This is a genomic window from Streptomyces sp. NPDC046821, assembly GCF_040645335.1.
GTDB lineage: Bacteria > Actinomycetota > Actinomycetes > Streptomycetales > Streptomycetaceae > Streptomyces.
Window position 1 is genome coordinate 213801 of the sequence record NZ_JBEYYB010000007.1, and the last position, 20991, is coordinate 234791.

The 20991-nt window shown below is 72.1% G+C and carries 18 protein-coding genes; 11 read left to right on the plus strand and 7 right to left on the minus strand.

What is annotated here, in order from left to right; all coding sequences use genetic code 11:
• Positions 1-16: 16 nt before the first annotated feature.
• Complete coding sequence (locus tag ABZ893_RS16075; protein ID WP_361403013.1) at positions 17-1576, minus strand: hypothetical protein; 1560 nt, start codon at positions 1574-1576, stop codon at positions 17-19.
• 268 nt (positions 1577-1844) lie between these two features.
• Positions 1845-3227, minus strand: coding sequence for a transcriptional regulator (locus tag ABZ893_RS16080; protein ID WP_361403016.1), 1383 nt, complete (start codon positions 3225-3227; stop codon positions 1845-1847).
• A gap of 296 nt (positions 3228-3523) precedes the next feature.
• On the opposite strand from ABZ893_RS16080, the gene ABZ893_RS16085 reads away from it, so the two are divergent.
• The 3 genes from ABZ893_RS16085 to ABZ893_RS16095 all read left to right on the plus strand — a co-directional run bounded on the left by ABZ893_RS16085 (position 3524) and on the right by ABZ893_RS16095 (position 6704).
• A complete protein-coding gene (locus tag ABZ893_RS16085; RefSeq protein ID WP_361403018.1) occupies positions 3524-4207 on the plus strand; it encodes a bifunctional DNA primase/polymerase in 684 nt (227 codons plus the stop codon).
• Positions 4208-4296: 89 nt separating this feature from the next.
• Positions 4297-5100: an ABC transporter ATP-binding protein gene (locus ABZ893_RS16090; protein ID WP_361403021.1), complete on the plus strand. Its 804-nt coding sequence runs from the start codon at positions 4297-4299 to the stop codon at positions 5098-5100.
• Positions 5097-6704, plus strand: coding sequence for a transporter (locus ABZ893_RS16095; RefSeq protein ID WP_361403023.1), 1608 nt, complete (start codon positions 5097-5099; stop codon positions 6702-6704). Before ABZ893_RS16090 ends, ABZ893_RS16095 begins: the two co-directional genes overlap by 4 nt.
• 159 nt (positions 6705-6863) lie before the next feature.
• On the opposite strand, the gene ABZ893_RS16100 is transcribed toward ABZ893_RS16095, so the two are convergent.
• Together ABZ893_RS16100 and ABZ893_RS16105 are read right to left on the minus strand one after the other, a co-directional pair.
• Positions 6864-8120: an MDMPI N domain containing protein gene (locus tag ABZ893_RS16100; protein ID WP_361403565.1), complete on the minus strand. Its 1257-nt coding sequence runs from the start codon at positions 8118-8120 to the stop codon at positions 6864-6866.
• A 128-nt stretch (positions 8121-8248) separates the two neighbouring features.
• Positions 8249-8836 (minus strand): sigma-70 family RNA polymerase sigma factor, encoded by a 588-nt coding sequence (locus ABZ893_RS16105; RefSeq protein WP_361403026.1) that lies wholly within the window; start codon positions 8834-8836, stop codon positions 8249-8251.
• Between the two features lie 280 nt (positions 8837-9116).
• Here ABZ893_RS16105 and ABZ893_RS16110 point away from each other — a divergent pair, with 280 nt between their 5' ends.
• Positions 9117-9491 (plus strand): STAS domain-containing protein, encoded by a 375-nt coding sequence (locus tag ABZ893_RS16110; RefSeq protein WP_361403030.1) that lies wholly within the window; start codon positions 9117-9119, stop codon positions 9489-9491.
• Positions 9492-9762: 271 nt separating this feature from the next.
• Positions 9763-10275 (plus strand): EF-hand domain-containing protein, encoded by a 513-nt coding sequence (locus tag ABZ893_RS16115; protein WP_361403033.1) that lies wholly within the window; start codon positions 9763-9765, stop codon positions 10273-10275.
• Between the two features lie 9 nt (positions 10276-10284).
• On the opposite strand, the gene ABZ893_RS16120 is transcribed toward ABZ893_RS16115, so the two are convergent.
• Positions 10285-11844 carry an AMP-binding protein gene (locus ABZ893_RS16120; protein WP_361403036.1) on the minus strand — a complete coding sequence of 520 codons (1560 nt, stop codon included), beginning with the start codon at positions 11842-11844 and terminating at the stop codon, positions 10285-10287.
• Between the two features lie 178 nt (positions 11845-12022).
• Here ABZ893_RS16120 and ABZ893_RS16125 point away from each other — a divergent pair, with 178 nt between their 5' ends.
• The 4 genes from ABZ893_RS16125 to ABZ893_RS16140 all read left to right on the plus strand — a co-directional run bounded on the left by ABZ893_RS16125 (position 12023) and on the right by ABZ893_RS16140 (position 16213).
• Positions 12023-13213: an amidohydrolase family protein gene (locus ABZ893_RS16125; protein ID WP_361403039.1), complete on the plus strand. Its 1191-nt coding sequence runs from the start codon at positions 12023-12025 to the stop codon at positions 13211-13213.
• A gap of 10 nt (positions 13214-13223) precedes the next feature.
• The gene (locus ABZ893_RS16130) at positions 13224-14381 is read left to right on the plus strand and encodes an acyl-CoA dehydrogenase (protein WP_361403042.1); all 1158 of its coding nucleotides are present in this window, start codon (positions 13224-13226) and stop codon (positions 14379-14381) included.
• Positions 14382-14383: 2 nt separating this feature from the next.
• Positions 14384-15247 carry an acyl-CoA dehydrogenase family protein gene (locus ABZ893_RS16135; protein WP_361403045.1) on the plus strand — a complete coding sequence of 288 codons (864 nt, stop codon included), beginning with the start codon at positions 14384-14386 and terminating at the stop codon, positions 15245-15247.
• A gap of 504 nt (positions 15248-15751) precedes the next feature.
• Positions 15752-16213, plus strand: a complete 462-nt coding sequence (locus ABZ893_RS16140; protein WP_361403047.1) for an ATP-binding protein — start codon at positions 15752-15754, stop codon at positions 16211-16213.
• Positions 16214-16570: 357 nt separating this feature from the next.
• Here ABZ893_RS16140 and ABZ893_RS16145 read toward each other — a convergent pair whose 3' ends face one another.
• Positions 16571-17497, minus strand: a complete 927-nt coding sequence (locus ABZ893_RS16145; RefSeq protein ID WP_361403050.1) for a cyclase family protein — start codon at positions 17495-17497, stop codon at positions 16571-16573.
• Between the two features lie 84 nt (positions 17498-17581).
• Between ABZ893_RS16145 and ABZ893_RS16150 the strand changes: the two genes are divergently transcribed.
• Positions 17582-18493 (plus strand): SDR family oxidoreductase, encoded by a 912-nt coding sequence (locus ABZ893_RS16150; RefSeq protein ID WP_361403053.1) that lies wholly within the window; start codon positions 17582-17584, stop codon positions 18491-18493.
• Positions 18494-18746: 253 nt separating this feature from the next.
• Entirely contained in the window at positions 18747-19796 is a 1050-nt protein-coding gene (locus ABZ893_RS16155; protein ID WP_361403056.1) for a Zn-dependent alcohol dehydrogenase, read from the plus strand.
• Between the two features lie 10 nt (positions 19797-19806).
• Here ABZ893_RS16155 and ABZ893_RS16160 read toward each other — a convergent pair whose 3' ends face one another.
• Complete coding sequence (locus ABZ893_RS16160; RefSeq protein ID WP_361403059.1) at positions 19807-20850, minus strand: helix-turn-helix domain-containing protein; 1044 nt, start codon at positions 20848-20850, stop codon at positions 19807-19809.
• Positions 20851-20991: the final 141 nt, after the last annotated feature.

Below are 20991 nucleotides of genomic sequence, written 5' to 3' on the forward strand. Positions count from 1 at the left end.
CCGGGCGTCGCAGCGGCTACAGCTCGAACGGCCTGCGCTGCTGGAGGCTGTACTTCGCCGCGATCGCGTTCCACAGCTTCGACGCCTCGGTCTTCTGCGTGGACGCGGTGCCGCTGGCCTGGTCGCCCGCGTGGCGCTCCTGGGTGACCCGGGCGTGGTGCTTCTTGCAGCCGTTCTTGCCGCCGACCTGGTCCGCCCACGCCGCGTAGTGGCTGTCCGCGGAGGCGGAGGCGTGCCACGCCTTGGTGAGGGACTGGGTCAGCGCGGCGTTGTCCGGGAGCTTGTCCACGGAGAGGCCGGAGAGCCGGGTGACCAGCGAGTTCCGCTGGGTGGCGGCGTCGCGCAGGTCGGTCGCGGCCGAGCCGAGGTTCCGGCAGGCGCCGATGTCGGCGACGGCGCGGATGACCGTGGAACGGCTGTTGTTCGAGTCGGCGAGGAGCTTGTCCAGGGCGACGGCCTGCGCCTTGGCGGGGTCGGCGGCCGGGGACGCGGACTCGCTCGGCGCGGTCGCGGCAGCAGGCTTGGCGTCGTTCGCCTTGCTGCCGTCACCGCCGCTGCCGATGAGGGCGCCCGCGCCGATGCCGACGACGAGGATGCCCACGCCGATCGCCGCGACGAGCGGCATCCGGGAACGGTCCTTGCCCTGGCTCTGGCGGGCGGCGGCCCGGCCGGCCGGCGGCTCGTACGCGCCCTGCGGCGGCGCGCCGGGGGGCGGTGCGCCCGGGGCGCCGGCGCGCGGGTCGAAGCGCGGCATCTGCTGCGTGGCGCCGGGGGAGTCCGGCTCGGGCTCGGTGCGGAAGAGGCTGTCGAACTCGGCCGGGGGCTGCCGGTCGCCGGGGGCGCCGGGCCGGATGCCGTAGGGCGCGCTCGGCGGCGCGGACGGCACGGGGGCGATGTACTGCGTGGCCTCGCTGTCGGCGCCGGCCGGCGGCATCGGCGCTCCGCCGAGGGGCTGCGCGGGCGGCTGCTGGGGCGCGGCGGGTGCGTTCGCGCGGCCCAGGAACTGGGTGGCGTCGGCGGGCACCTCGGGCGGCAGGGCGCCGGGCCCGAGGGGCGATATGAGCTGCGTGGCGTCCGCGTCGGCGGCCTGCGCGGGTATGTCCTGCGCCGGTATGTGCTGCGGCGGTATGTACTGCGTCGCCTCCGACGCGGCGGCGGGCGGCATCGGGGCTGACCCGTAGGGCTCCGCGGCCGGCGGCATGGGGGCGGCCGGGGCACCGGCGGGCGGCATGGGCGCTCCGCCGTAGGACTGCTGCGGCGCGGCGTACGGCTGCTGCTGGGGCGCGTGGGCCGGGGGCAGCGGGGCCGCGGTGTGCGGCGCCTCCTGCGGCGGCATCGCGGGCGACGCGGAGGGCGTGCCCCACTCGTACGACGGCATCTGCCCGGCGTGCTGCGGGGTCTCGGGCCCCCAGGGCTGGCCCCAGGGGGAGCCGCCGGCGGGGGCGGCGTGTGCCTGGTCGCCGAAGGTTCCCGGCAGCAAGGGCTCGCCGCCGTCTGCGGGCAGCACGACGCCTTCGTGCGCGTGCCGCACCGAGGGAAGGTGCGGATCCTCGCCCTGTCCGCTCTGCTGCGTCACCGGGACTCCTGCCAATGGGGGACCTTCGGAATCGTCGGGTCACGCTACCGGGTCCCCGCACACCAGTGCCACGCAGCTCGTGTCCCCTACAGCTTCCGGGGGCCTTCGAGTAACGGAACAACCCTCTGAAACGCTGTTCTGGGCCCTGCACAGGCGGGTTGAGGCATCCGTCACAGAAGCTTCACGAGTACGTCCGCCGGGCGCTGCCCGAAGATCCGCGCCCCTGGCCGCCGTTTACATCGGCCGCCGCCCGCGTGAACGTGGCGCGTCACGCCGCCTGTAGTTCAAGTCGCGCCCCGAACTCCCGCACCACCGGCTCGTCCCGGTACGGCTCAAGGCGCTGACGGAAGTCGTCCAGATACTCCGCGCCCCTGTTGGACCGCAGCGTGCCGAGGAGTTCGACCGCGCGCGTCCCCGTCTGGCAGGCCTGCTCGACCTCGCGCTGCTGCACCTGCGCCGTAGCGAGCAGCACGAGACCGATGGCCCGGCGCCGCGCCCGTGACTCCGGATGCCCCGCGAGCGACGCCTCCGCCTGCCGCCGCGCCGCCTCCGCCTGCCCCAGATCGCGGTAGCAGTGCGCCAGTTCGTCGGCGAGATAAGCGGCGTCGAAGTGCGCGATCCAGGCCGGGTCGTCGCCCGACTCCGGCTCGGCCCGCTCCAGCGCCTCCAGTGCGCTGCCCGCCACCGCCTGCGTCGCCCGCGCGTCCCCGAGCAACGCGTGGCCGCGCGCCTCGGCCGCGTAGAACATCGACTCCGCGCGCGGGGTGACCCGGCCGCGCGTCCCTTCCTGGGCGGCGCGGGCGAGCTGGGCGATCTCGCGCGGGTTGCCGAGCTGCGCCGCCAAGTGGCTCATGGACGCGGCCAGTACGTACCCGCCGTAACCGCGGTCCCCGGCGGCCTGCGCGAGGCGCAGCGACTGGATGTAGTACCGCTGGGCGAGCCCCGGCTGGCCCGTGTCGACGGCCATGTAACCGGCCAGCTCCGTCAACCGGGCGACCGCGGCGAACAGTTCACGCCCGACGGCCTCCCGGTACGAGCCCGCGAGCAGGCCCGACACCACGCTGTTCAGGTAGTGCACGACCACCGGCCGCACATGTCCGCTGCCGTACTGATGGTCGAGGTCCGTCAGGGACCTGGTCATCGCCCGCACGGCCGCCACGTCCGACGACCCGACCCGCGGCCCCGCCGACCGTGCCACCTGCGAGTCCGGCAGGGAGATCAGCCAGTCGCGGCTCGGCTCGACGAGCGCGGAGGACGCGACCGACGACCCGGCCAGGAAGTCCCGCCGCCCCACGTCGCTGCGCCACAGCTCGCAGACCTGCTCGATCGCGCCGAGGACGGTCGGTGAGAACTGGAGGCCCACGCCCGACGCGAGGTTCTTGCCGTCGGCCATGCCGATCTCGTCGATCGTGACCGTACGGCCGAGCTTGCGGCCTATGGCCTCGGCGATGATGCCCGGCGCCCGGCCGCGCGGCTGCTGACCGCGCAGCCAGCGCGCCACGGACGTCTTGTCGTAACGCAGGTCGAGACCGTGCTCCGAACCGCAGACGTTGACCCGGCGGGCCAGCCCGGCGTTCGAGCAGCCCGCCTCCTGGATGAGTGCCTGCAGCCGTTCGTTGGGCTGTCGCGCGACGAGAGGCCTGGCGGCCATGGCGTACCCCCTGTGTGCACCGTGGACCATCGGACGGGCCCTCGGATTGATCAATGCCCAGCCGCCAAACGGAAGATGCGTCACAAAGGGGGCATGGCGCGGGAGAGGCCCCGGCGACGCCCGCCGGGGACCGCCGCGCGCGTCCCGTCACCCGGACCCGTTCACCCCCCTCCCGAGGCAGTTCTTCCCGCGCGCCCCCGACCGTGCGCCGATGCGCCCCACGTGCAGGATCCTTGCTGCTGAGCCCCGCGTGCGAACGCCCGTAACCCCCGGTGGCGGCGGTAGTTGAGAACGTCGTGGAAGAGACCATCGCAGTCACCTCGGCAGTCAGCTCGCCCGTCACGTCGCCCGCCCAGATCCCCAATCAGCGCTCAGAGGCCCTCCTCGACGCGGCTGTGCGCTATGCCGAAGAGCGCCACTGGGACGTGTTCCCTGGCACCTGGCTGGAGGTCGACGACGGCAGGCAGCGCTGCTCCTGCGGGGACGCCAAGTGCGCGGCCCCCGGCGCACACCCCGCGCGCGAGGACTGGGCGAACCAGGCGACCGGGAGCGCGACCGCCGCCCGCCGGCTGTGGTCCAAGCAGCCCACCGCCTCGATCCTGCTGCCGACGGGGCGCACGTTCGACGCGATCGACGTCCCCGAGACCGCCGGATTCCTGGCCCTGGCCCGCATGGAACGCATGGAGCTGACCCTCGGCCCGGTCACCTGCACCCCCGACCGCCGGATGCAGTTCTTCGTCCTGCCGGGCGCCGCCGCGAAGGTCCCCGACCTGGTACGCAAGCTGGGCTGGCCGCCCGCCTCCCTCGACCTGAACGCGCTCGGCGAGGGTGCCTACGTCGCCGCGCCGCCCACCCGCTTCGGCGGCCAGGGCGCCGTCCAGTGGGCCTGCCGCCCCACCGCCGCCAACCGCTGGCTCCCCGACGCCGAGGAACTCATCTCGCCGCTCGCCTACGCCTGCGGGCGGGAAGGCCGCAGGTAGCCCACCCGCCAAGCCACCCCCATCCGTCCCCGCGCGCCACGTATCGTGCGGGAACGGAGGACCACGGTGGCGAGGGGACGGCGGGCACAGTGATCGAGACGGAGACGGGACCGGAGACGGGGGCCGGGACACCGGCCGTACGCGTGCGGGACCTCTGGAAGGCCTTCGGCGGGAGCGTCGCCGTCGCGGGGATCGATCTGATACTGCCCGCGGGCAAGTTCATCGGCCTGGTCGGGCCGAACGGCGCGGGCAAGACCACCACGCTCTCCATGGTCACCGGCCTGCTGCGGCCCGACCGGGGCACCGTCGAGATCGTCGGCCACGACGTGTGGCGCGACCCCGTCGAGGTCAAGGCCCGGATCGGAGTGCTCCCCGAGGGCCTGCGCCTCTTCGAGCGGCTCTCGGGGCGCGAACTCCTCGCCTACATGGGCAGGCTGCGCGGCCTGCCCGGCGCCGAGGTCGACAAGCGCGCCGCCCAACTGCTCGACGTACTCGACCTCGCGGGCGCGCAGCACAAGCTCGTCGTCGACTACTCGACCGGTATGCGCAAGAAGATCGGCCTGGCCGCCGCGCTGCTCCACAACCCCGAAGTGCTCTTCCTGGACGAGCCGTTCGAGGGCGTCGACCCGGTCTCCGCACAGATCATCCGCGGGGTCCTGGAGCGCTACACGTCCTCCGGCGCGACCGTCGTCTTCTCCTCCCACGTCATGGAACTCGTCGAGTCGCTCTGCGACTGGGTCGCCGTCATGGCGGCGGGACAGATCCGCGCGCAGGGCCCGCTCGCGGACGTACGCGGGGACGCGCCCTCGCTGCAGCGGGCGTTCCTCGAACTCGTCGGTGCAGGCGGCCGTGACACGACGTCCGACCTGGACTGGCTGGGCGGCGCCCGGTGACCGGCGACGCCGTGCGCGCGCCGGGCGCGCCGACCGCGACCCTCGTCCGGCTCAAGCTCGCGCTCCTGCGCAACGGCCTGCGCGCCTCCTCGGGCCGCCGCGCCGCCTACGTCACCTCGCTCGTCTTCGTCCTGCTCTTCGCCGCGCTCCAGCTGCTCGGCCTGATCGCCCTGCGCGGCAACGCCCACGCGGCGGCGGTCTGCGCGATCCTCGTCGCCGTGCTCGGCCTCGGCTGGGCGGTGATGCCGCTGTTCCTCCCGAGCGGTGACGAGACCCTCGACCCGACGCGCCTCGCGATGCTGCCACTGCGGCCGCGCCCGCTCGTACGGGGGCTGCTCGTCGCGTCCCTCGTCGGGATCGGCCCGCTGTTCACCCTCTGTCTCGCGGTCGGCGCGGTGATCTCGCTGGCGCACGGGACCGCCGCTTACGTGGTCGCCGTGCCCGCCGTCGCGCTCACGCTGCTGACCTGCGTCGCGCTGGCCCGTGCCGTGGCCGCCGTGAACATCCGGCTGCTCACCTCCCGCAAGGGGCGCGACCTCGCCGTCCTGAGCGGGCTCGTCATCGCGGTCGGCGCGCAGGTCGTCAACTTCGGCGCGCGCAAGCTCGGTTCGGCCGGCGGCCTCGACGCGCTCGACCCGGCGGGTGACGTACTGGCCTGGATCCCCCCGTCGTCGGCGATCGGCGCCGTCGACTCCGTCAGCCGCGGCGAGTACGTGGCCGGGGCGGCCCGTCTCGCCCTGTGCGTGCTTGCGCTCGCCGGGCTTCTGTACGCCTGGCAGCGCGCCCTGACCCGGCTCATGACGTCGCCGGACGGATCCACGCTCCAGGCCGCCGAACCGGCGCGCGGCCGGCGCACGACCGGCGGCTCGCGCCTCCTGCCGGACGGCCGCACCGGGACGGTCATGGAGCGGGCGCTGCGGTACGTGTGGCGCGACCCGAAGACCAAGGCGGCGTGGGTGACCTCGCTCGCCATCGGCCTCATCGTGCCGGTCTTCAACGCCCTCCAGGGCACCGGCTCCATCTACTTCGCGTGCTTCGCCGCCGGGATGCTCGGCATCCAGATGTACAACCAGTTCGGGCAGGACACGTCGGCGTTCTGGATGGTCGCCATGACGATCTCCTCACCGCGCGACGCCTACGCCGAACTCCGCGCCCGCGCGCTCGCCCTCCTGATGATCACCCTGCCGTACGCGACCCTTGTCACCGTCGTGACGACGGCCATACTCGGCGACTGGCGGGCCCTGCCCGAGGTCCTGGGCCTGTCCTTCGCCCTCCTGGGCGCGATGCTCGCGACGGGCGCGTGGTCGTCGGCGCGCTTCCCGTACTCGATCCCGCAGGAGGGCTACAAGAACGTGGTCCCCGGCCAGGCGGGCCTGGCCTGGATCTCGATCTTCGGCGGCATGGTCGCGGCGGCGCTCCTGTGCGCCCCGGTCATCGCCTTCACTATCTGGCTCCATGTATCGGCCACGACTTCGGCGACGTGGGTGCTGCTTCCGCTGGGAGCGGGGTACGGGGGGCTGGTCACATTGGCGGGCCTGCGTTTGGCTGCGCCGCGGACGGCGTCCCGCCTGCCGGAGATTTTGGCGGCGGTCAGCAAGGGGTAGGGGGAGCGTGCGGGTTGAGTGTGGCTGGTCGCGCAGTTCCCCGCGCCCCTGAAATGCAGGCGCTGCGCGCCGCATTTCCCCGATGGGGAAGGCGCGGCGAAGCCGCAAGCCTTCTAGGGGCGCGGGGAACTGCGCGACCAGCCCCCACCGAGCCGCACGCTACATCCGGCTCAACCCAGCCGTCGCGTACAGCACGTCGTGGATCGCTTCCCGGTCACCGTCCTGGCCCGCCGCCGCCTCCTCCGGAGTCACATGGCCCGCGGCCAGGCGGCAGAATTCCGCGCCGTCCAGGGCAACGTGGGCCACCTCGTGCTCGGCGGAGCCAATGGCCGCCGGGGAGTCCAGGGCGATCAGCCATTCGCCGCCGCCCGCGCCCTCGACCTCAAGGCGCAGGGTGCGGCCCGGCATCCCCGCGGCCACCAACCCTCGCGCCGGTGACGCGAGGCCCGCGCGGCGGCGGCCCGCCAGGGAGTCGGGGAGCAGGCGCGCGGCCAGGTCGATCATGCGGTTCAGGTGGCGCGGTGACGGAGGCTCGTACGGGTAGTCCACCGCGTCCGCGATGTCCTCCGCGTGCACCCAGCACTCGAAGGCCCGCTCCAGCATCGCGTCGCGGATGGGGAGCATGAAGTCGCCGTAGGACACGGGGAGTTGACCCGAAGGGCGCCGCTTCGAGGAGCCGCTCGCGTCGGCGGCGAACGACACCGTGCGGATCACCGCGTGCGACTGGTCGCGCCACGGGCCGCGCGCGGCGCGCCCCGGCGGGAAGTGCGAGGCCCGCCAGAACGCCTCCGTGCGGCTCTCCGGCGTACGGAGGTCCTCCGGGGACATGCCGGACAGCGGGTCGTCGAGGCCGAGCGCCACCGCGATCAGGCCGTCCACGCTCATCAGGTGCGTGAGCACGCCCGCGACCGTCGTCTTGCGGCTGACCCGGTCGTCGCCCTCGTACCAGCGGAGCCGTACCGGTGCGTGCCACTCGGACTCGCCGATGTCCTGGAGCAGGGCGTCGAGGCGCGCGGTCTCCGCGTCGTACGGCGTGGCCCAGTCGGGGACCGGGATGCGGGGCGGGCGGCGGGTGAGGCAGCCCTCCAGGACCCGGGAGCGCAGCATCGGGTCGAGATCGAGGCTCTCCTCGGGGTGCAGCAGCCCCACCGCGTCCCGCAGCCGCAGCGCCTCCTCCGCGCACGGGCCGCACTCGCCGAGGTGGTCCTCCACGGCGAAGCTCTCCTCGGGCGAGCACGCGGCGAGCGCCCACGCGCCGAGGAGCGACTTGAGGACACGGTGTTCAAGCACGAGCGGCTCGCGTACGTGGTCCGGCAGCGGGCGCCCGGTGTCCTCCACGGAGGAACGGGGCGTGGGTATACGGGCGTTGGCGCCGCTGTCGGGGGCGGCGCCGGAGCGGCCGGGGGTCCCGAAGATGCCGGAGTGGTCAGGGGCTCCGAAGCCGCTGAGGCCGCCAGGGGTCCCGGATCCGCCGGAGGGGGCGGGCTTTCCGAACTCCTCCGGCTCGTCCGAGTCGTCCCGGTTGCTGAAGGGGGAGGGGCCGCTCACAATGCCCTCCCGTACCCGGGAGGTCCCGGCGGGGTGCCGGACGTGCCCGTGTCGTGTGCCGTGGAGAGCAGTTGGAGGCCGAGGCGCAGGCGGCGGCGCGCCTCGTCCTCGGTGACGCCGAGGTCGACCGCCGTCTGGCGGTAGTCACGGCGCTGGAAATACGCCAGTTCGAGCGCGGCACGCAGCGGGGCCGGCATCGACGTCACGATGTAGTCGGCGCGGGCGGCGGCGGACGCGTGCCGCACCTTGCGCTCCAGGTCCTCCGTGGTGCCGTGCCCGCTGCGCACGAGCGCGGCGGACTCGGTCTGGCGCAGGCGCTGCACGGCGCGACCGTGGGTCAGCGTGGCGATCCAGGAACGCAGCGGACCCTGCTTGGGGTCGTACGCCTCGGGGTTCTCCCAGACATGGGTGAAGACGTCGCGGGTGATGCGGTCGGCCGCGTCCTCGTCGCCGAGGACGCGGTGCGCCAGCCCGTGGACGAGGGACGCGAAGCGGTCGTACAGCTCGCCGAGCGCGGCCGCTTCCCCGTGCGCGAGCCGCTGCTGCATCCTCCGGTCCCACCGGGTCGGAGTTTCCTTGGCCATACGGCCCCCTCACCGTGTTCCTTCCCCTCGAATGTAGTCGTAGCCACCGACAACGCACGTGCCTTTGACACAAAGGTGGACCTCGACAGATGCGGATGGTAAGGGCATGGTCACGTTGTGCGGACCTTCGGCGTCGATCAGGCCCCAAAATCCGAACACTTGGGCCTTAACCCGCATAAATGTGATACGTCTGCAGTGGTGTTTCAGCGCCTCGCGGCTGGGAAGCCGCGAAAGAAGGCAAGCGTAAGCAGGGGTTCCGGATCGGCGAGAGGCGTGCCGCGTGACGCTCAGAGTGACCGAGGGACAGCAGGACGGCTGGGTCGTCGTGCGGGCGTCGGGCGAGATGGACATCGTCACGTCCCCCGCGCTGCGCCAGCATGTGCACGACGCGGTCGCGGACGGCCGGCGCAACGTCGTCCTCGATCTCTCGCAGGTGCTGTTCTGCGATTCGAGCGGGGTCGGCGTGCTGATCGCGGCCCGCAAGCTGATGCGGTCGTGCCGGGGTGAGCTCCGGCTGATCCTGCCCGCCAAAGGAGCCGAGGACGGCTCGCACGTGAACCGTGTCCTCGGGGCGCTCGGCGTCCGCCGCCTCTTCGAGGTGTACCCGGACGTGCTGACCGCCGTGAGCGACGAGGCGTCCCCCCTCTCCGCGTGACGTCACGCCTCCCCACCTGAACGCACCTCTCCGCCCGAGCCCGGCTCCCGCCCCGTCCCCGCGCGCCCGCGCATACCCGGCGCGCAGAGGCACGTACGCGGAAGTTGTCGCGGAAATCTCCCGTTCCGGACACAAGTCCTCCTGACCGGGCCCCAGCCGCCTTTCCGCGTCGTACTCTCGCTGCCAGAACAGCAGGTAACCGCTGGCAGAACACTTGTCTGCCCGCGGGCGCCGCGTATCCGAACGGCAGAATTGAGGCGGCCCGAAGACCATGGACAGTGCCGAGTACGAGCGCAGGATCGCAGCCCGTTTCGCCACCTTCGACCAGGACGGCAACGGCTACATCTCCCGTGAGGACTTCAGCACGGCGGCCGCCGCGCTGCTCACCGAGTTCGGTCTGAAGGCGCGGTGCGAGCGGGGTCAGGCCCTCTACAACGGGGCCGAGGCGTTCTGGCAGGGAATGGCCGGGATCGCCGACCGGGACGGGGACCAGCGCATCACGCGGGACGAGTTCGTGGGCGGCGCGGTCAAGCGTCTCGCCGACAACCCGGGCCGGTTCGCCGAGATCGCCCGCCCCTTCCTGGACGCCGTGATCGCGGTGGCGGACGCCGACGGGGACGGCTCGGTCTCCCCGGCGGAGACCGAGCGCGTCCTGAAGGCGCTCGGGGTGCCCGCGGAGATCGCGGGCCCGTCGGCCGCCGCGCTGGACGCGGACGGCGACGGCCGTATCGCGGAGCCCGAGATCGTGGCAGCTTTCGCCTCGTACTTCACCGTCGCCCAGTAGGCGCGCGGCTCACACCGAGAAGCGCTCCCGCAGCTTGTACTTGAGCACCTTGCGCAGCGTGTCGTTGCGGGGGAGGGCGTCCACGATCTCCAGCTGTTCCGGCAGCTTGTACGTGGACAGTCCTTCCCCGCGCAGATACGTCGTCAGCTCCTGAAGGGTCAGGTCGGCGGCGCCGGAGCGCTGTTGCACGACCGCGCACACGCGCTCGCCGCGCTCCGGGTCGGGCAGCCCGACGACCGCCGCCTCGCCCACCGATGGGTGCGTGTGCAGCAGGTCCTCGATCTCCTTGGCGGAGATGTTCTCGCCCTTGCGGATGATGATGTCCTTGGCCCGCCCGGTGAGCACCAGATGCCCGGTCTCGCGTACGTGGCCCAGGTCGCCGGTGACGAGGAACCCGTCCTCGTCGAACGCGGCCGCCGACTGCACGGGGTCCAGATAGCCCTGGCACACGGCCTCCCCGCGCAGCCTGACCTCCCCGTCCACGCCGTACGGCAACTGCTTGCCGTCCGCGTCCGTGATGCGGATCTCCATGCCCTCGGGGGGCCGTCCCTCCGTCGTCGCGAGGTTCTCGGTGGTGTCGTCGGGGGCGCCCATCGTGATCATGGGGACCTCGGTCATGCCGTAGCCGTGGGTGAGCTGGCAGCCCATCTCGCGGACGACCTGGTGATAGATCTCGGGCGGCTTGGGCGCGCCGCCGCCCGCGAGGAGGCGCAGCGTCGGGATGAGCTTCTCCTCGGGCGCCTTGCGCTGCTCGGTCAGGAACATCGAGTAGAACGCGGTGGAGCCGCCCGCGACGGTGACGCCGTGGCGCCGGTAGCCGTCGAGCGCGTCGGGCAGCGCGAACTGCTCGAACATCACCGCGGGGAACCCGTACAGGAGCAGCATCACCGTGTAGTCGGGGCCGGCTATGTGCGCGAAGGGGAACGCCATCGAGCCGACGTCGTCCGACGACAGGTGCAGGGCGTGCGCGAGGCAGGAGCCGCCGGCGATGAGTGAGCGGTCCGTGTGGAGGACGCCCTTCGGGTCGGAGGTCGTGCCCGAGGTCCAGTAGATCCAGCGCACCGCCGTGCCGTCGGTGGGCGGCGGGGGCAGGACGGCCGGGTCGCCGTCGGGCAGCTCGTCGTACGCCTCGAATATGCCGCGGGCGCCCAGGCGGCGGGCCATCTCGGTGTGGTCGAAGCCGCGCCACACGCCCGGCGTCGCGAAGAAATCGGCCTTGGACTCGCGCAGCGCGAAGCCGACCTCGCGGTCCCGGTAGAACGGGATCACGGGCGACTGGACGGCGCCGATCCGGGCGAGCGCGAAGGACAGCAGCGCGGTCTCGATACGGGTGGGCAGCTGCCACGCGACGACCGTGCCGGGGCGTACGCCCATGTCGTACAGGCCCGCCGCGACCCGTTCGCCGCGGTCGCGCAGTTCGCCGAAGGTCAGCGTGCGGTCGTCGCCGGCGTCACCCGTGCCGGGGGCCGCCTGGATGAGTACGGGGGTGTCGGGTGTGAGGGCGGCGCGGCGCTCGATCAGCTCCCAGAGCGTGCCCGCGGTGCCCAGGGCGTGTGCGGTGTCGTTCACTGTGCTCCCCCTCGAAACGGGCGACTGAACTGACGGTTAGTCAGATCGTGCGCAGAGCGTAGAGCGCTGCGCCTTGTCGGTCCAGGGGTGCGGAGCTAGCCTGCTTTCTGACGACCCATCAGAAACACCATCAGAAGCACTATCGGAAACTGTCAGGTGAGGGGACACGATGGACCCGATGGAACTGCCCCGGATCATCAGCGTCGACGACCATGTGATCGAGCCCGCGCACCTCTTCTCGACCTGGCTGCCGGCGAAGTACCGGGACCGGGGGCCGCAGCCGCTCACGGCCGGCATCGGCGAGCTGGCCTACGTGGCGGGCAAGTACCAGATCACGATGGACCCCGACGGTCCGCCCACCGACTGGTGGATCTACGAGGACCTGAAGTTCCCGTACAAGCGCAACATCGCCGCCGTCGGCTTCGACCGTGACGAGATGACCCTGGAAGGCATCACCCGCGCCGAGATGCGGCGCGGCTGCTGGGACCCGAAGGCCCGCCTCGCCGACATGGACCTCAACCATGTCGAGGCCAGCCTCTGCTTCCCGACCTTCCCGCGCTTCTGCGGCCAGACGTTCGCCGAGGCCAAGGACAAGGAAGTGGCGCTCGCCTGCGTGCGCGCCTACAACGACTGGATGGTCGAGGAGTGGTGCGGCGACAGCGGCGGCCGACTCATCCCGCTGTGCATCATCCCGCTGTGGGACATCGACCTCGCCGTCGCCGAGATCCACCGCAACGCGGCACGCGGCGTCCGGGCGGTCACGTTCTCCGAGATCCCCACCCACCTCGGGCTGCCGTCGATCCACTCCGGGTACTGGGACCCGTTCTTCAGGGCGTGCCAGGAGACCGGCACCGTCGTGAACATGCACATCGGGTCCTCGTCCCAGATGCCCGCCGCGTCCCCGGACGCGCCGCCCGCCGTGCAGGCCTCGCTCAGCTTCAACAACGCGATGGCGTCGATGATGGACTTCCTCTTCAGCGGCGTCCTGGTCAAGTTCCCGCGCCTCAAGCTGGCCTACAGCGAGGGCCAGATGGGCTGGATCCCGTACGCCCTGGAGCGCGCGAACGACGTGTGGGAGGAGCACCGGGCCTGGGGCGGCGTGCGCGACCTCATCCCCGAGCCGCCGTCGACGTACTACTACCGGCAGATCTTCTGCTGCTTCTTCCGCGACAAGCACGGTGTCGCCTCGATCGACGTCGTCGGACGCGACAACGCGACCTTCGAGACGGACTACCCGCACGTCGACTCGACCTTCCCGAACACCAAGGAAGTCGCCCTCGACCATGTGAAGGGCCTCGACGAGGAGACCATCTACAAGCTCATGCGGGGCAACGCGATCCGGATGCTCGACCTCGACTTCGACAAGTGAGGGCCACGCCGTGGATCTGACGTACACGGAGGAGGAAGAGGAGTTCCGGGCACGCCTTCGGGAGTGGCTGGCCTCGGTGCTGCCGGGCCTGCCGCCGAAGCCGTCCCCGGACGACTGGCCGGGCCGCCGCGTCTACGACATGGGCTGGCAGCGCCGGCTGTACGACGCCGGGTACGCGGGCCTGCACTGGCCCGTCGACGCCGGCGGGCAGGGCGCCACGCCCACCCAGCACCTGATCTTCCTCGAGGAGACGGAGAAGGCGGGCGCCCCCTATGTGGGGGCCAACTTCGTCGGCCTGCTGCACGCCGGGCCGACCATCGCCGCCGAGGGCACGGCCGAGCAGCGGGCGCGCTGGCTGCCGCCCGTGCTGCGCGGTGACGAGGTGTGGTGCCAGGGGTTCAGCGAGCCGGACGCCGGGTCCGACCTCGCGGCGCTGCGCACGCGCGCGGTCCGGGACGGCGACCACTACGTGGTCAGCGGCTCCAAGATATGGACCTCGCACGCGGAGGTCGCCGACTGGTGCGAACTCCTCGTCCGCACCGACCCGTCCGCGCCCAAGCACCGCGGCATCTCCTGGCTCGCCATGCCGATGGACTCGCCCGGGATCACCGTCCGGCCGCTGCGCACGCTCGCCGGGTCCGCCGAGTTCGCCGAGATGTTCCTCGACGAGGTCCGCGTGCCCGTCGCCAACCGGGTCGGCGAGGAGAATGACGGCTGGCGCGTCACGATGGTGACCCTGTCCTTCGAGCGCGGCACCGCGTTCGTCGGCGAGGTCGTCGCCTGCCGCCGCGTCCTCGGCGAACTCGCCGCCGAGGCCCGGAAGAACGGCCGCTGGGACGACGCCGTGCTGCGGCGCAAGCTCGGCCGCCTCAACGCCGAGTTCCGCGCACTGTGGAGGCTCACGCAGTGGAACGTGAGCGAGTCGCAGCGGGCGGGCGGTGTCCCCGGCATCGGCGGCTCCGTCTTCAAGCTGCGCTACTCGCACGCGCGGCAGGAGCTGTTCGACACCGCCTCCGAGGTGCTCGGCGTCGGCGCGCTCGACTGGGACCAGGAGTGGACCCTGGACCGGCTGTTGTCGCTGTCCTACACGATCGCCGCCGGCACCTCCCAGATCCAGCACAACATCGTCGCCGAACGCATCCTCGGCCTGCCGAAGGGAGGTAAGTGAGCATGGACTTCCAGCTCACCGAGGACCAACGGGCCCTGCGCCAGGGGGTACGGGAGCTGCTCGCCGGCCGCTTCGACCGCGACGCCCTGCGGGCCGCCGTGGACACGCCCGGACAACTCGACCGTGAACTCTGGCGGGACCTGGGCGAGGCGGGCTTCTTCTCGCTGCGGCTCCCGGAGGCGGACGGCGGCGTCGGACTCGGGCTTCCCGAGGCGGTGCTCCTCTTCGAGGAGGCGGGCCGGGTGCTGCTGCCGGGGCCGCTCGTCGCTACGCATCTCGCGGCGGGGACCGTGCCGGGGGCGGCGACCGGGGAGACCGTCGTGACGGACGCGGCCGGGGAGATCCTGCCGTGGCTCGACGCGTCGGACGTCTGCCTCGCGGACTCGTCGGGAGCGGTCCCGATCACCTCCGTCGACCCGCTCACGCCCCTGCACAAACTGCCGGGCCCGCACGCGGACCGCAGCCCGGAGGCCGTACTCCTCACGGCCGCCGAACAGCTCGGCTCCGCCGGGCGCACCTGCGAGATGGCGGTCCAATACGCCAAGGAACGCCAGCAGTTCGGGCAGCCCATCGGCGCCTTCCAGGCCGTCAAGCACCTGTGCGCCCAGATGCTCGTCCGCACCGAACTTGCCCGCGCTGCGGTCTACGCGGCGGCGGTCATCGAGGACCCGCTGGAGATCGCCACCGCCGAACTCCTCGCCGACGAGGCGGCGGTCCGCAACGCGCGCGACTGCGTCCAGGTGCACGGCGGCATGGGCTTCACGTGGGAGGCCGACGTGCACCTGCACATGAAGAGGGCGTGGGTGCGCGCCGGATCGGGGCGCTCGGCGCGGGAGACGGAGGAGGAGCTGGCGGCGGCGCTGTAGAGGCCGGGGTAGGGGGAGGCCCTCCGGGCGGCTCGGGAACACCGGGCCGGCCGGAGGGTTCCGGCTGTCCCGGGGAGGCTCGCGGGGTGTCCATTTCGGGTGGGCGAACCCATGTGCGGACAGTGACGGTGTGTTGATATCGGGTTGTGTCCTGCGCGGGACTCGTCACGGCGTGCAGTCGGGGTCCGCTCCGGTACCTTGTGTGAGATGCGAGCGGTTCTGAATCCGAGCCATCCCGGCGTCGCCCCCGAGGCGGCCCCGGATCAGGCGGTGCGCGCCGCTCGCAGCACATGGGAGGGCCGCACGCCGGCCCGTTCGACTCCCCGCAAGACGCGTCGCACAGTATGCAGTACGCGTACTCCTTCGCGCTGGAATATGCCCGAAGCGCTTGTTGGGGTGACTGTACGTCAACCATGCTGTCTTCCAAGGGGATCACGGTCCGTGATCTCCATGACTTGTCACAGTCCCGAGGCGATGTGTCCGCCGGTTCGGATGGTGTGAGCGGTGCAGGTGCTTCAAGTTCAGCTGGAGGTCGGGGCCGATCCCGCGGAGGTGGGACGCGCCCGCAGGTGGGCCCGCTCGCGTCTGGCCGGGTCGGGCATAGGGGCCGACGAGCCGCTCGCCGAGACGCTCATCCTGATCGTCTCCGAGCTGGTCACCAACGCCGTGGTGCACACCGGCTGTCCGGCCGTCCTGCGGATGCTGCTGCCGGGCCTCCCGGCGGACGCGAGCGCCCGCACGGTCCGCGTGGAGGTCGCCGACGCGAGCGCCAGGCCCCCCGCCCCCCGGCACGCCCACGGCGACGAGACCAACGGCCGCGGCCTGGAACTGGTCGACGGCCTCGCCGACCGCTGGGGATGGCGCCCCGAGGGCACGGGCAAGGCCATCTGGTGCGAGATCGACCGCTACGGCGTGGGCGACGCGGGCGCGGGGACGTTTCAGGGGCTGGCGTACGAGGCGGTGTAGTGCGGGCCGTGCGCCCGGCCCCGTATCCGTGACGCCGCCGGAACTCCCGCCTGTGCGCCCCGTTCTGCGCCCGTTTCGCACCCCCTGACGCGCTGTCATAAATGTCACATAACTGGCAAATCTCCCTACCGGTGTTGACGGCAGGTGTCCGTTTGATCACGCTTGCGGATAGCGATTCGTGGCGAGGGGACGCCGAAGGCTCCGGTGACGGGGGCCCTTGGTGAATGCGGGTCGCGCCGCGGTGGCCGGTTCCCCCAGGGGTCCGGGGGAGCAAGGCCCGGCGCCGGGGACCGGACGGCGGTGCGCCGCATCGCCGTCCGGTCCTGAATCCCCTTGAAAATCAGGCGTGTTGAGCCGTCAGAGGACGGCGACCGGTGCCACCGGCGTGCCCGTGCCGCCCACGAAGGGTTCCGGCATGGCGGACAGCAGGAACGAGTAGCGCGACTCCTGTGCACAGGCTGTGGACAAGCCCTCCAGGTTCCAGTTCTGGCCCTGGAGCATTCCCATCTCGACCAGGTCGAGGGCGTGCACGGGCAGCCAGAGGTTCTCGTGCTCCGGCGGGAAGATCTCGAAGGTCAGCGTGTCGTTGGCGACCGCCGCCACGTCCCGCGCGTGGAACCACTCGGGCGTACGGATGGACAGGCCCGGCGACGGATAGCCGTACGCGTGCTTGTCGCCCCCGAGATACAGCTGGATCTGGCCCGTGCGCACCAGCACGATGTCGCCGGGGCGCACCTTGACGCGGCCGAACTCCTCGGCCTCCGACAGGTCTTCGGGCGTCACGGCGTGGTCGCCGGGGAGCCGGTCCAGGCCCTTCGCCGCCGCGACGTCGAGCAGGACGCCGCGCGAGACGATGTACGGGGCCTTGTCGATGCCGCTGAACTGCGAGCCGCTGTGCGCGGTGATCGTGTCGGAGGGGCGGCCGTTGTAGATCCGGCCCGAGTGCGAGACGTGCGTGAGGGCGTCCCAGTGGGTGGCCGCCTGGAGCCCCATGGTCACGGAGTCGTCGCTGGTCGCGACCGTGCCGGGGCCGAACAGCTCGTAGTTGATCTGGACCATCGTGTGGTGCGGGTTGATGCGGCCCGGGATCATCCCGGTCTGTACGCCGTCCTCCTTGAGCGGCAGCGCGAGCGGCACGCGGTGGCCGGTGGTGACGGTCGCCGCGGCCTCGCGGACGACCTCGTCGGTGACGAGATTGAGTGTCCCGATCTCGTCGTCGGCGCCCCAACGGCCCCAGTTGTTGACGCGCTTGGCTATGTCGGCGAACTCGGCTGGCATCGACATGAGTACTCCCCGGGGCTTGTCTTCCGGCAGCGATCAGGTCATAAAATCTAACGGTCCGTCAGAAACCGCGGGAAGGGGCCGGACGTGGGGAACTTCTTGGCAGGCAAGGTGGTCGCCGTCACCGGCGCCGGGCGCGGCATCGGCAGGGCCGTCGCCCTCGCCTGTGCCGCCGAGGGCGCACGGGTCGTCGTCAACGACTACGGCGTGTCCATCGAGGGCGGCGAACCGGCGAGCGAGGTCGCCGAGTCCGTCGTCAAGGAGATCGTGGCGGCCGGCGGCGAGGCCGTCGCCGTCGCCGACGACATCTCGACCATGGCGGGTGGTCAGCGCATCGTCGATGTCGCACTCGCCGAGTACGGGCGCATCGACGGCGTCGTGTGCGTCGCGGGCATCCTGCGCGAGCGCATGTTGTTCAACATGTCCGAGGAGGAGTGGGACCCGGTGGTCGCCACTCACCTGAAGGGCACGTTCACCGTGTTCCGGGCGGCGTCCGCCGTCATGCGCAAGCAGGGCACGGGCACGCTCATCGGCTTCACCAGCGGCAACCACCAGGGTTCCGTGGCGCAGGCCAACTACAGCGCCGCCAAGGGCGGGATCATCTCGCTCGTCCGCAGCGCAGCCCTCGGGCTCAACAAGTACGGCGTCACGGCCAACGCGGTCGCACCCGTCGCCCGTACGCGCATGTCGGCGAACGTGCCGATGGAGCTCAAGGAGATCGGGGAGCCGGAGGACGTCGCCGCGCTCGTCGTCTACCTGCTCAGCGAGCGGGCCCGTGAGGAGAAGATCACCGGGCAGGTCTACACGATCGCCGGACCCAAGATCGCCGTGTGGGCGCAGCCGCGCGAGCTGCGTGCGGGCTACGCGGACGGCTCCTGGACGCCGGAGAAGATCGCCGATTTCCTGCCGGGGACCGTGGGCACCGACCCGATGCCGATGCTGGCGCAGCTGGAGGCGATGGCCAAGGCGGCGGCGGCCAAGGAGCGGCCCAACCAGTGACACCCGCCTGCGGCGCGCCTCGGGGCGGGAGTCCGGCGGGACCGGGCTTCGCCCAGAGCGCGACGGGCACGGCATCCGGACGGCTTCGCTCACCCGGCGGGTCGTGCGGGCCGAGGAGTACGCCCGTTCCCGCGCCCCCCGCCCGTCACGGCCGCGTACGGGCGGCCGGACCCGCGGCGGGCCGGAGGAGAACCAGCGCAACATCATCGCCGGAGCGCGTGCTCGGGCTGCCCAGGGAGACGAGGGAGTCGTCATGAGGGGTGTCGTGTTCGACGGGGTCCGGGCGGACGTCGTCGACGATCTGGAGATACGCGATCCGGGGCCGGGGGAGGTGCTCGTCGACGTCGCGGCCGCGGGGCTCTGCCACAGTGACCTCTCGGTGATCGACGGGACGATCCCGTTCCCCGTGCCGGTCGTGCTCGGGCACGAGGGCGCGGGCGTGGTGGAGGCCGTGGGCGCGGGCGTCACCCATGTGAAGCCGGGTGACCACGTGGCCCTGTCCACGCTCGCCAATTGCGGTGCCTGCGAGGACTGCGACCGGGGGCGGCCCACCATGTGCCGCAAGGCGATCGGGCGGCCGACCCGGCCGTTCTCGCGGGGCGGCGACCCGCTGTGGCAGTTCGCCGCGAACTCGTCCTTCGCCGAGCGGACCGTCGTCAAGGCCGTGCAGGCCGTGCCGATCCCGCAGGACATCCCGCTGACGTCGGCCGCGCTCATGGGCTGCGGCGTCCTCACCGGCGTCGGCGCCGTGCTCAACCGGGCGCGCGTCGGCCAGGGCGAGAGCGTCGTCGTCATCGGCACCGGCGGCATCGGCCTCAACGTGCTGCAGGGCGCGCGCATCGCCGGCGCGTCGAAGATCATCGCCGTCGACACCAACCCCGACAAGGAGGCGGTGGCCCGGCAGTTCGGCGCGACCGAGTTCCTGACGTCGGCCGACACGGTCAAGGACGTCCTGCCGACGGGCGCCGACCACGTCTTCGAGTGCGTCGGCCACGTAGCGCTGATCCGGAAGGCGATCGACCTCCTCGACCGGCACGGCCAGGCCATCCTCCTCGGGATGCCGGCCGCCGACGCCGAGGCGTCCTTCGTCCCCGCCCAGCTCTTCCTCGACAAGTCCATCCTGGGCTGCCGCTACGGGTCCTCCCGGCCCCAGCGCGACATCAGGCTCTACGCCGACCTGTACCGCCAGGGCCGGCTGCTCCTCGACGAACTGGTCACCCAGACCTACCCGGTCGAGGACTTCGCGAAGGCGGTCGAGGACGCGGAACAGGGGAAGGTGGCGCGCGGGGTCCTCACGTTCTGACCCGCGCCTCTCATGGCCGACCGCCGCCGTTCCCTGTGTTCGTCGCGTTCGTCGCGTGGAACGTGCGGCGGTAGGCCGTGGGCGTCACACCGAGGGCCGCCTGCAGGTGCTGCCGCATCGACTGGGCCGTGCCGAAGCCCGACTCGCGCGCCACCTGGTCCATCGACAGGTCGCTCGACTCCAGCAGATGCCGGGCCCGCTCGATCCGCTGCTGCGTGAGCCACTGGCCCGGACTGACGCCGGCCTCCTCGCGGAAACGGCGGGTGAAGGTCCGTACGGACATGGACTCCTGCTCGGCCAGGTCCCGTAGCTGGAGCGGTTCGTGGAGGCGGGCGAGGGCCCAGGCGCGGGCCTTCATCGTCGTCGCGAGCTGCGGTTCGGGGACAGGCCGATGGATGTACTGGGCCTGCCCGCCGTCGCGGTGGGGCGGGACGACGGTGCGGCGGGCCACGTCGTTGGCCACCGCCGTGCCGTGGTCGCGGCGGACGATGTGCAGGCAGAGGTCGATCCCGGCGGCGACGCCCGCCGATGTGAGCACGTCCCCGTCGTCGACGAACAGCACGTCCGGGTCGACCCTGACCTTGGGGAAGAGCCGCTGGAAGTGCTCCGCCGACGCCCAGTGCGTGGTCGCCGGCCGCCCGTCCAGGAAACCGGCCGCCGCGAGCACGTAACCGCCGATGCAGATCGACACAAGCCGCGTGCCGGGCCGCAGTCGCGCGAACGCCGCCGCGAGCTCGTCCGTGAGGACGCCCTCGTCGTGCACGGGGCCCAGCTCGTACAGCGCGGGCACCAGCAGGGTGTCGGCGGTCGCGAGGGTCTCGGGGCCGTGCCTGACCTGGATCGCGAAGTCGGCGTCCGTCTCGACGAGGCCCGGCTCCCTGACCGAGCACGTCACGACCTCGTAGAGCGGATTCCCTTCGGCGTCCTTCGCGCGGCCGAAGATGCGCTGGGGGATGCCGAGTTCGAAGGGGACCAGGCCGTCGAGCGCGAGGACGACGACACGGTGCGGGCGGGGGCGCCCGGTCGGGGTGCGCTGCGCGCGGGGCTCGGACATGCCGCCGAGTCTATGGCCTGATCCTAACGAAGGCTGTCTTTCGGGCCACTCGCCGATGTCGGGCCGGTGACCGGATGCTGTGGGCGTGAAGCAGACAACCGACACGCGCCGGGCCACCGAGACCGCCACCGCTCAAGGCCC

Coding starts and splice junctions, on each gene's coding strand:
- ABZ893_RS16160 (WP_361403059.1), bottom strand. CDS start 20,850: ATGTCCGAGCCCCGCGCGCAGCGCACCCCGACCGGGCGCCCCCGCCCG.
- ABZ893_RS16155 (WP_361403056.1), top strand. CDS start 18,747: ATGAGGGGTGTCGTGTTCGACGGGGTCCGGGCGGACGTCGTCGACGAT.
- ABZ893_RS16080 (WP_361403016.1), bottom strand. CDS start 3,227: ATGGCCGCCAGGCCTCTCGTCGCGCGACAGCCCAACGAACGGCTGCAG.
- ABZ893_RS16105 (WP_361403026.1), bottom strand. CDS start 8,836: ATGGCCAAGGAAACTCCGACCCGGTGGGACCGGAGGATGCAGCAGCGG.
- ABZ893_RS16115 (WP_361403033.1), top strand. CDS start 9,763: ATGGACAGTGCCGAGTACGAGCGCAGGATCGCAGCCCGTTTCGCCACC.
- ABZ893_RS16135 (WP_361403045.1), top strand. CDS start 14,384: ATGGACTTCCAGCTCACCGAGGACCAACGGGCCCTGCGCCAGGGGGTA.
- ABZ893_RS16145 (WP_361403050.1), bottom strand. CDS start 17,497: ATGTCGATGCCAGCCGAGTTCGCCGACATAGCCAAGCGCGTCAACAAC.
- ABZ893_RS16125 (WP_361403039.1), top strand. CDS start 12,023: ATGGAACTGCCCCGGATCATCAGCGTCGACGACCATGTGATCGAGCCC.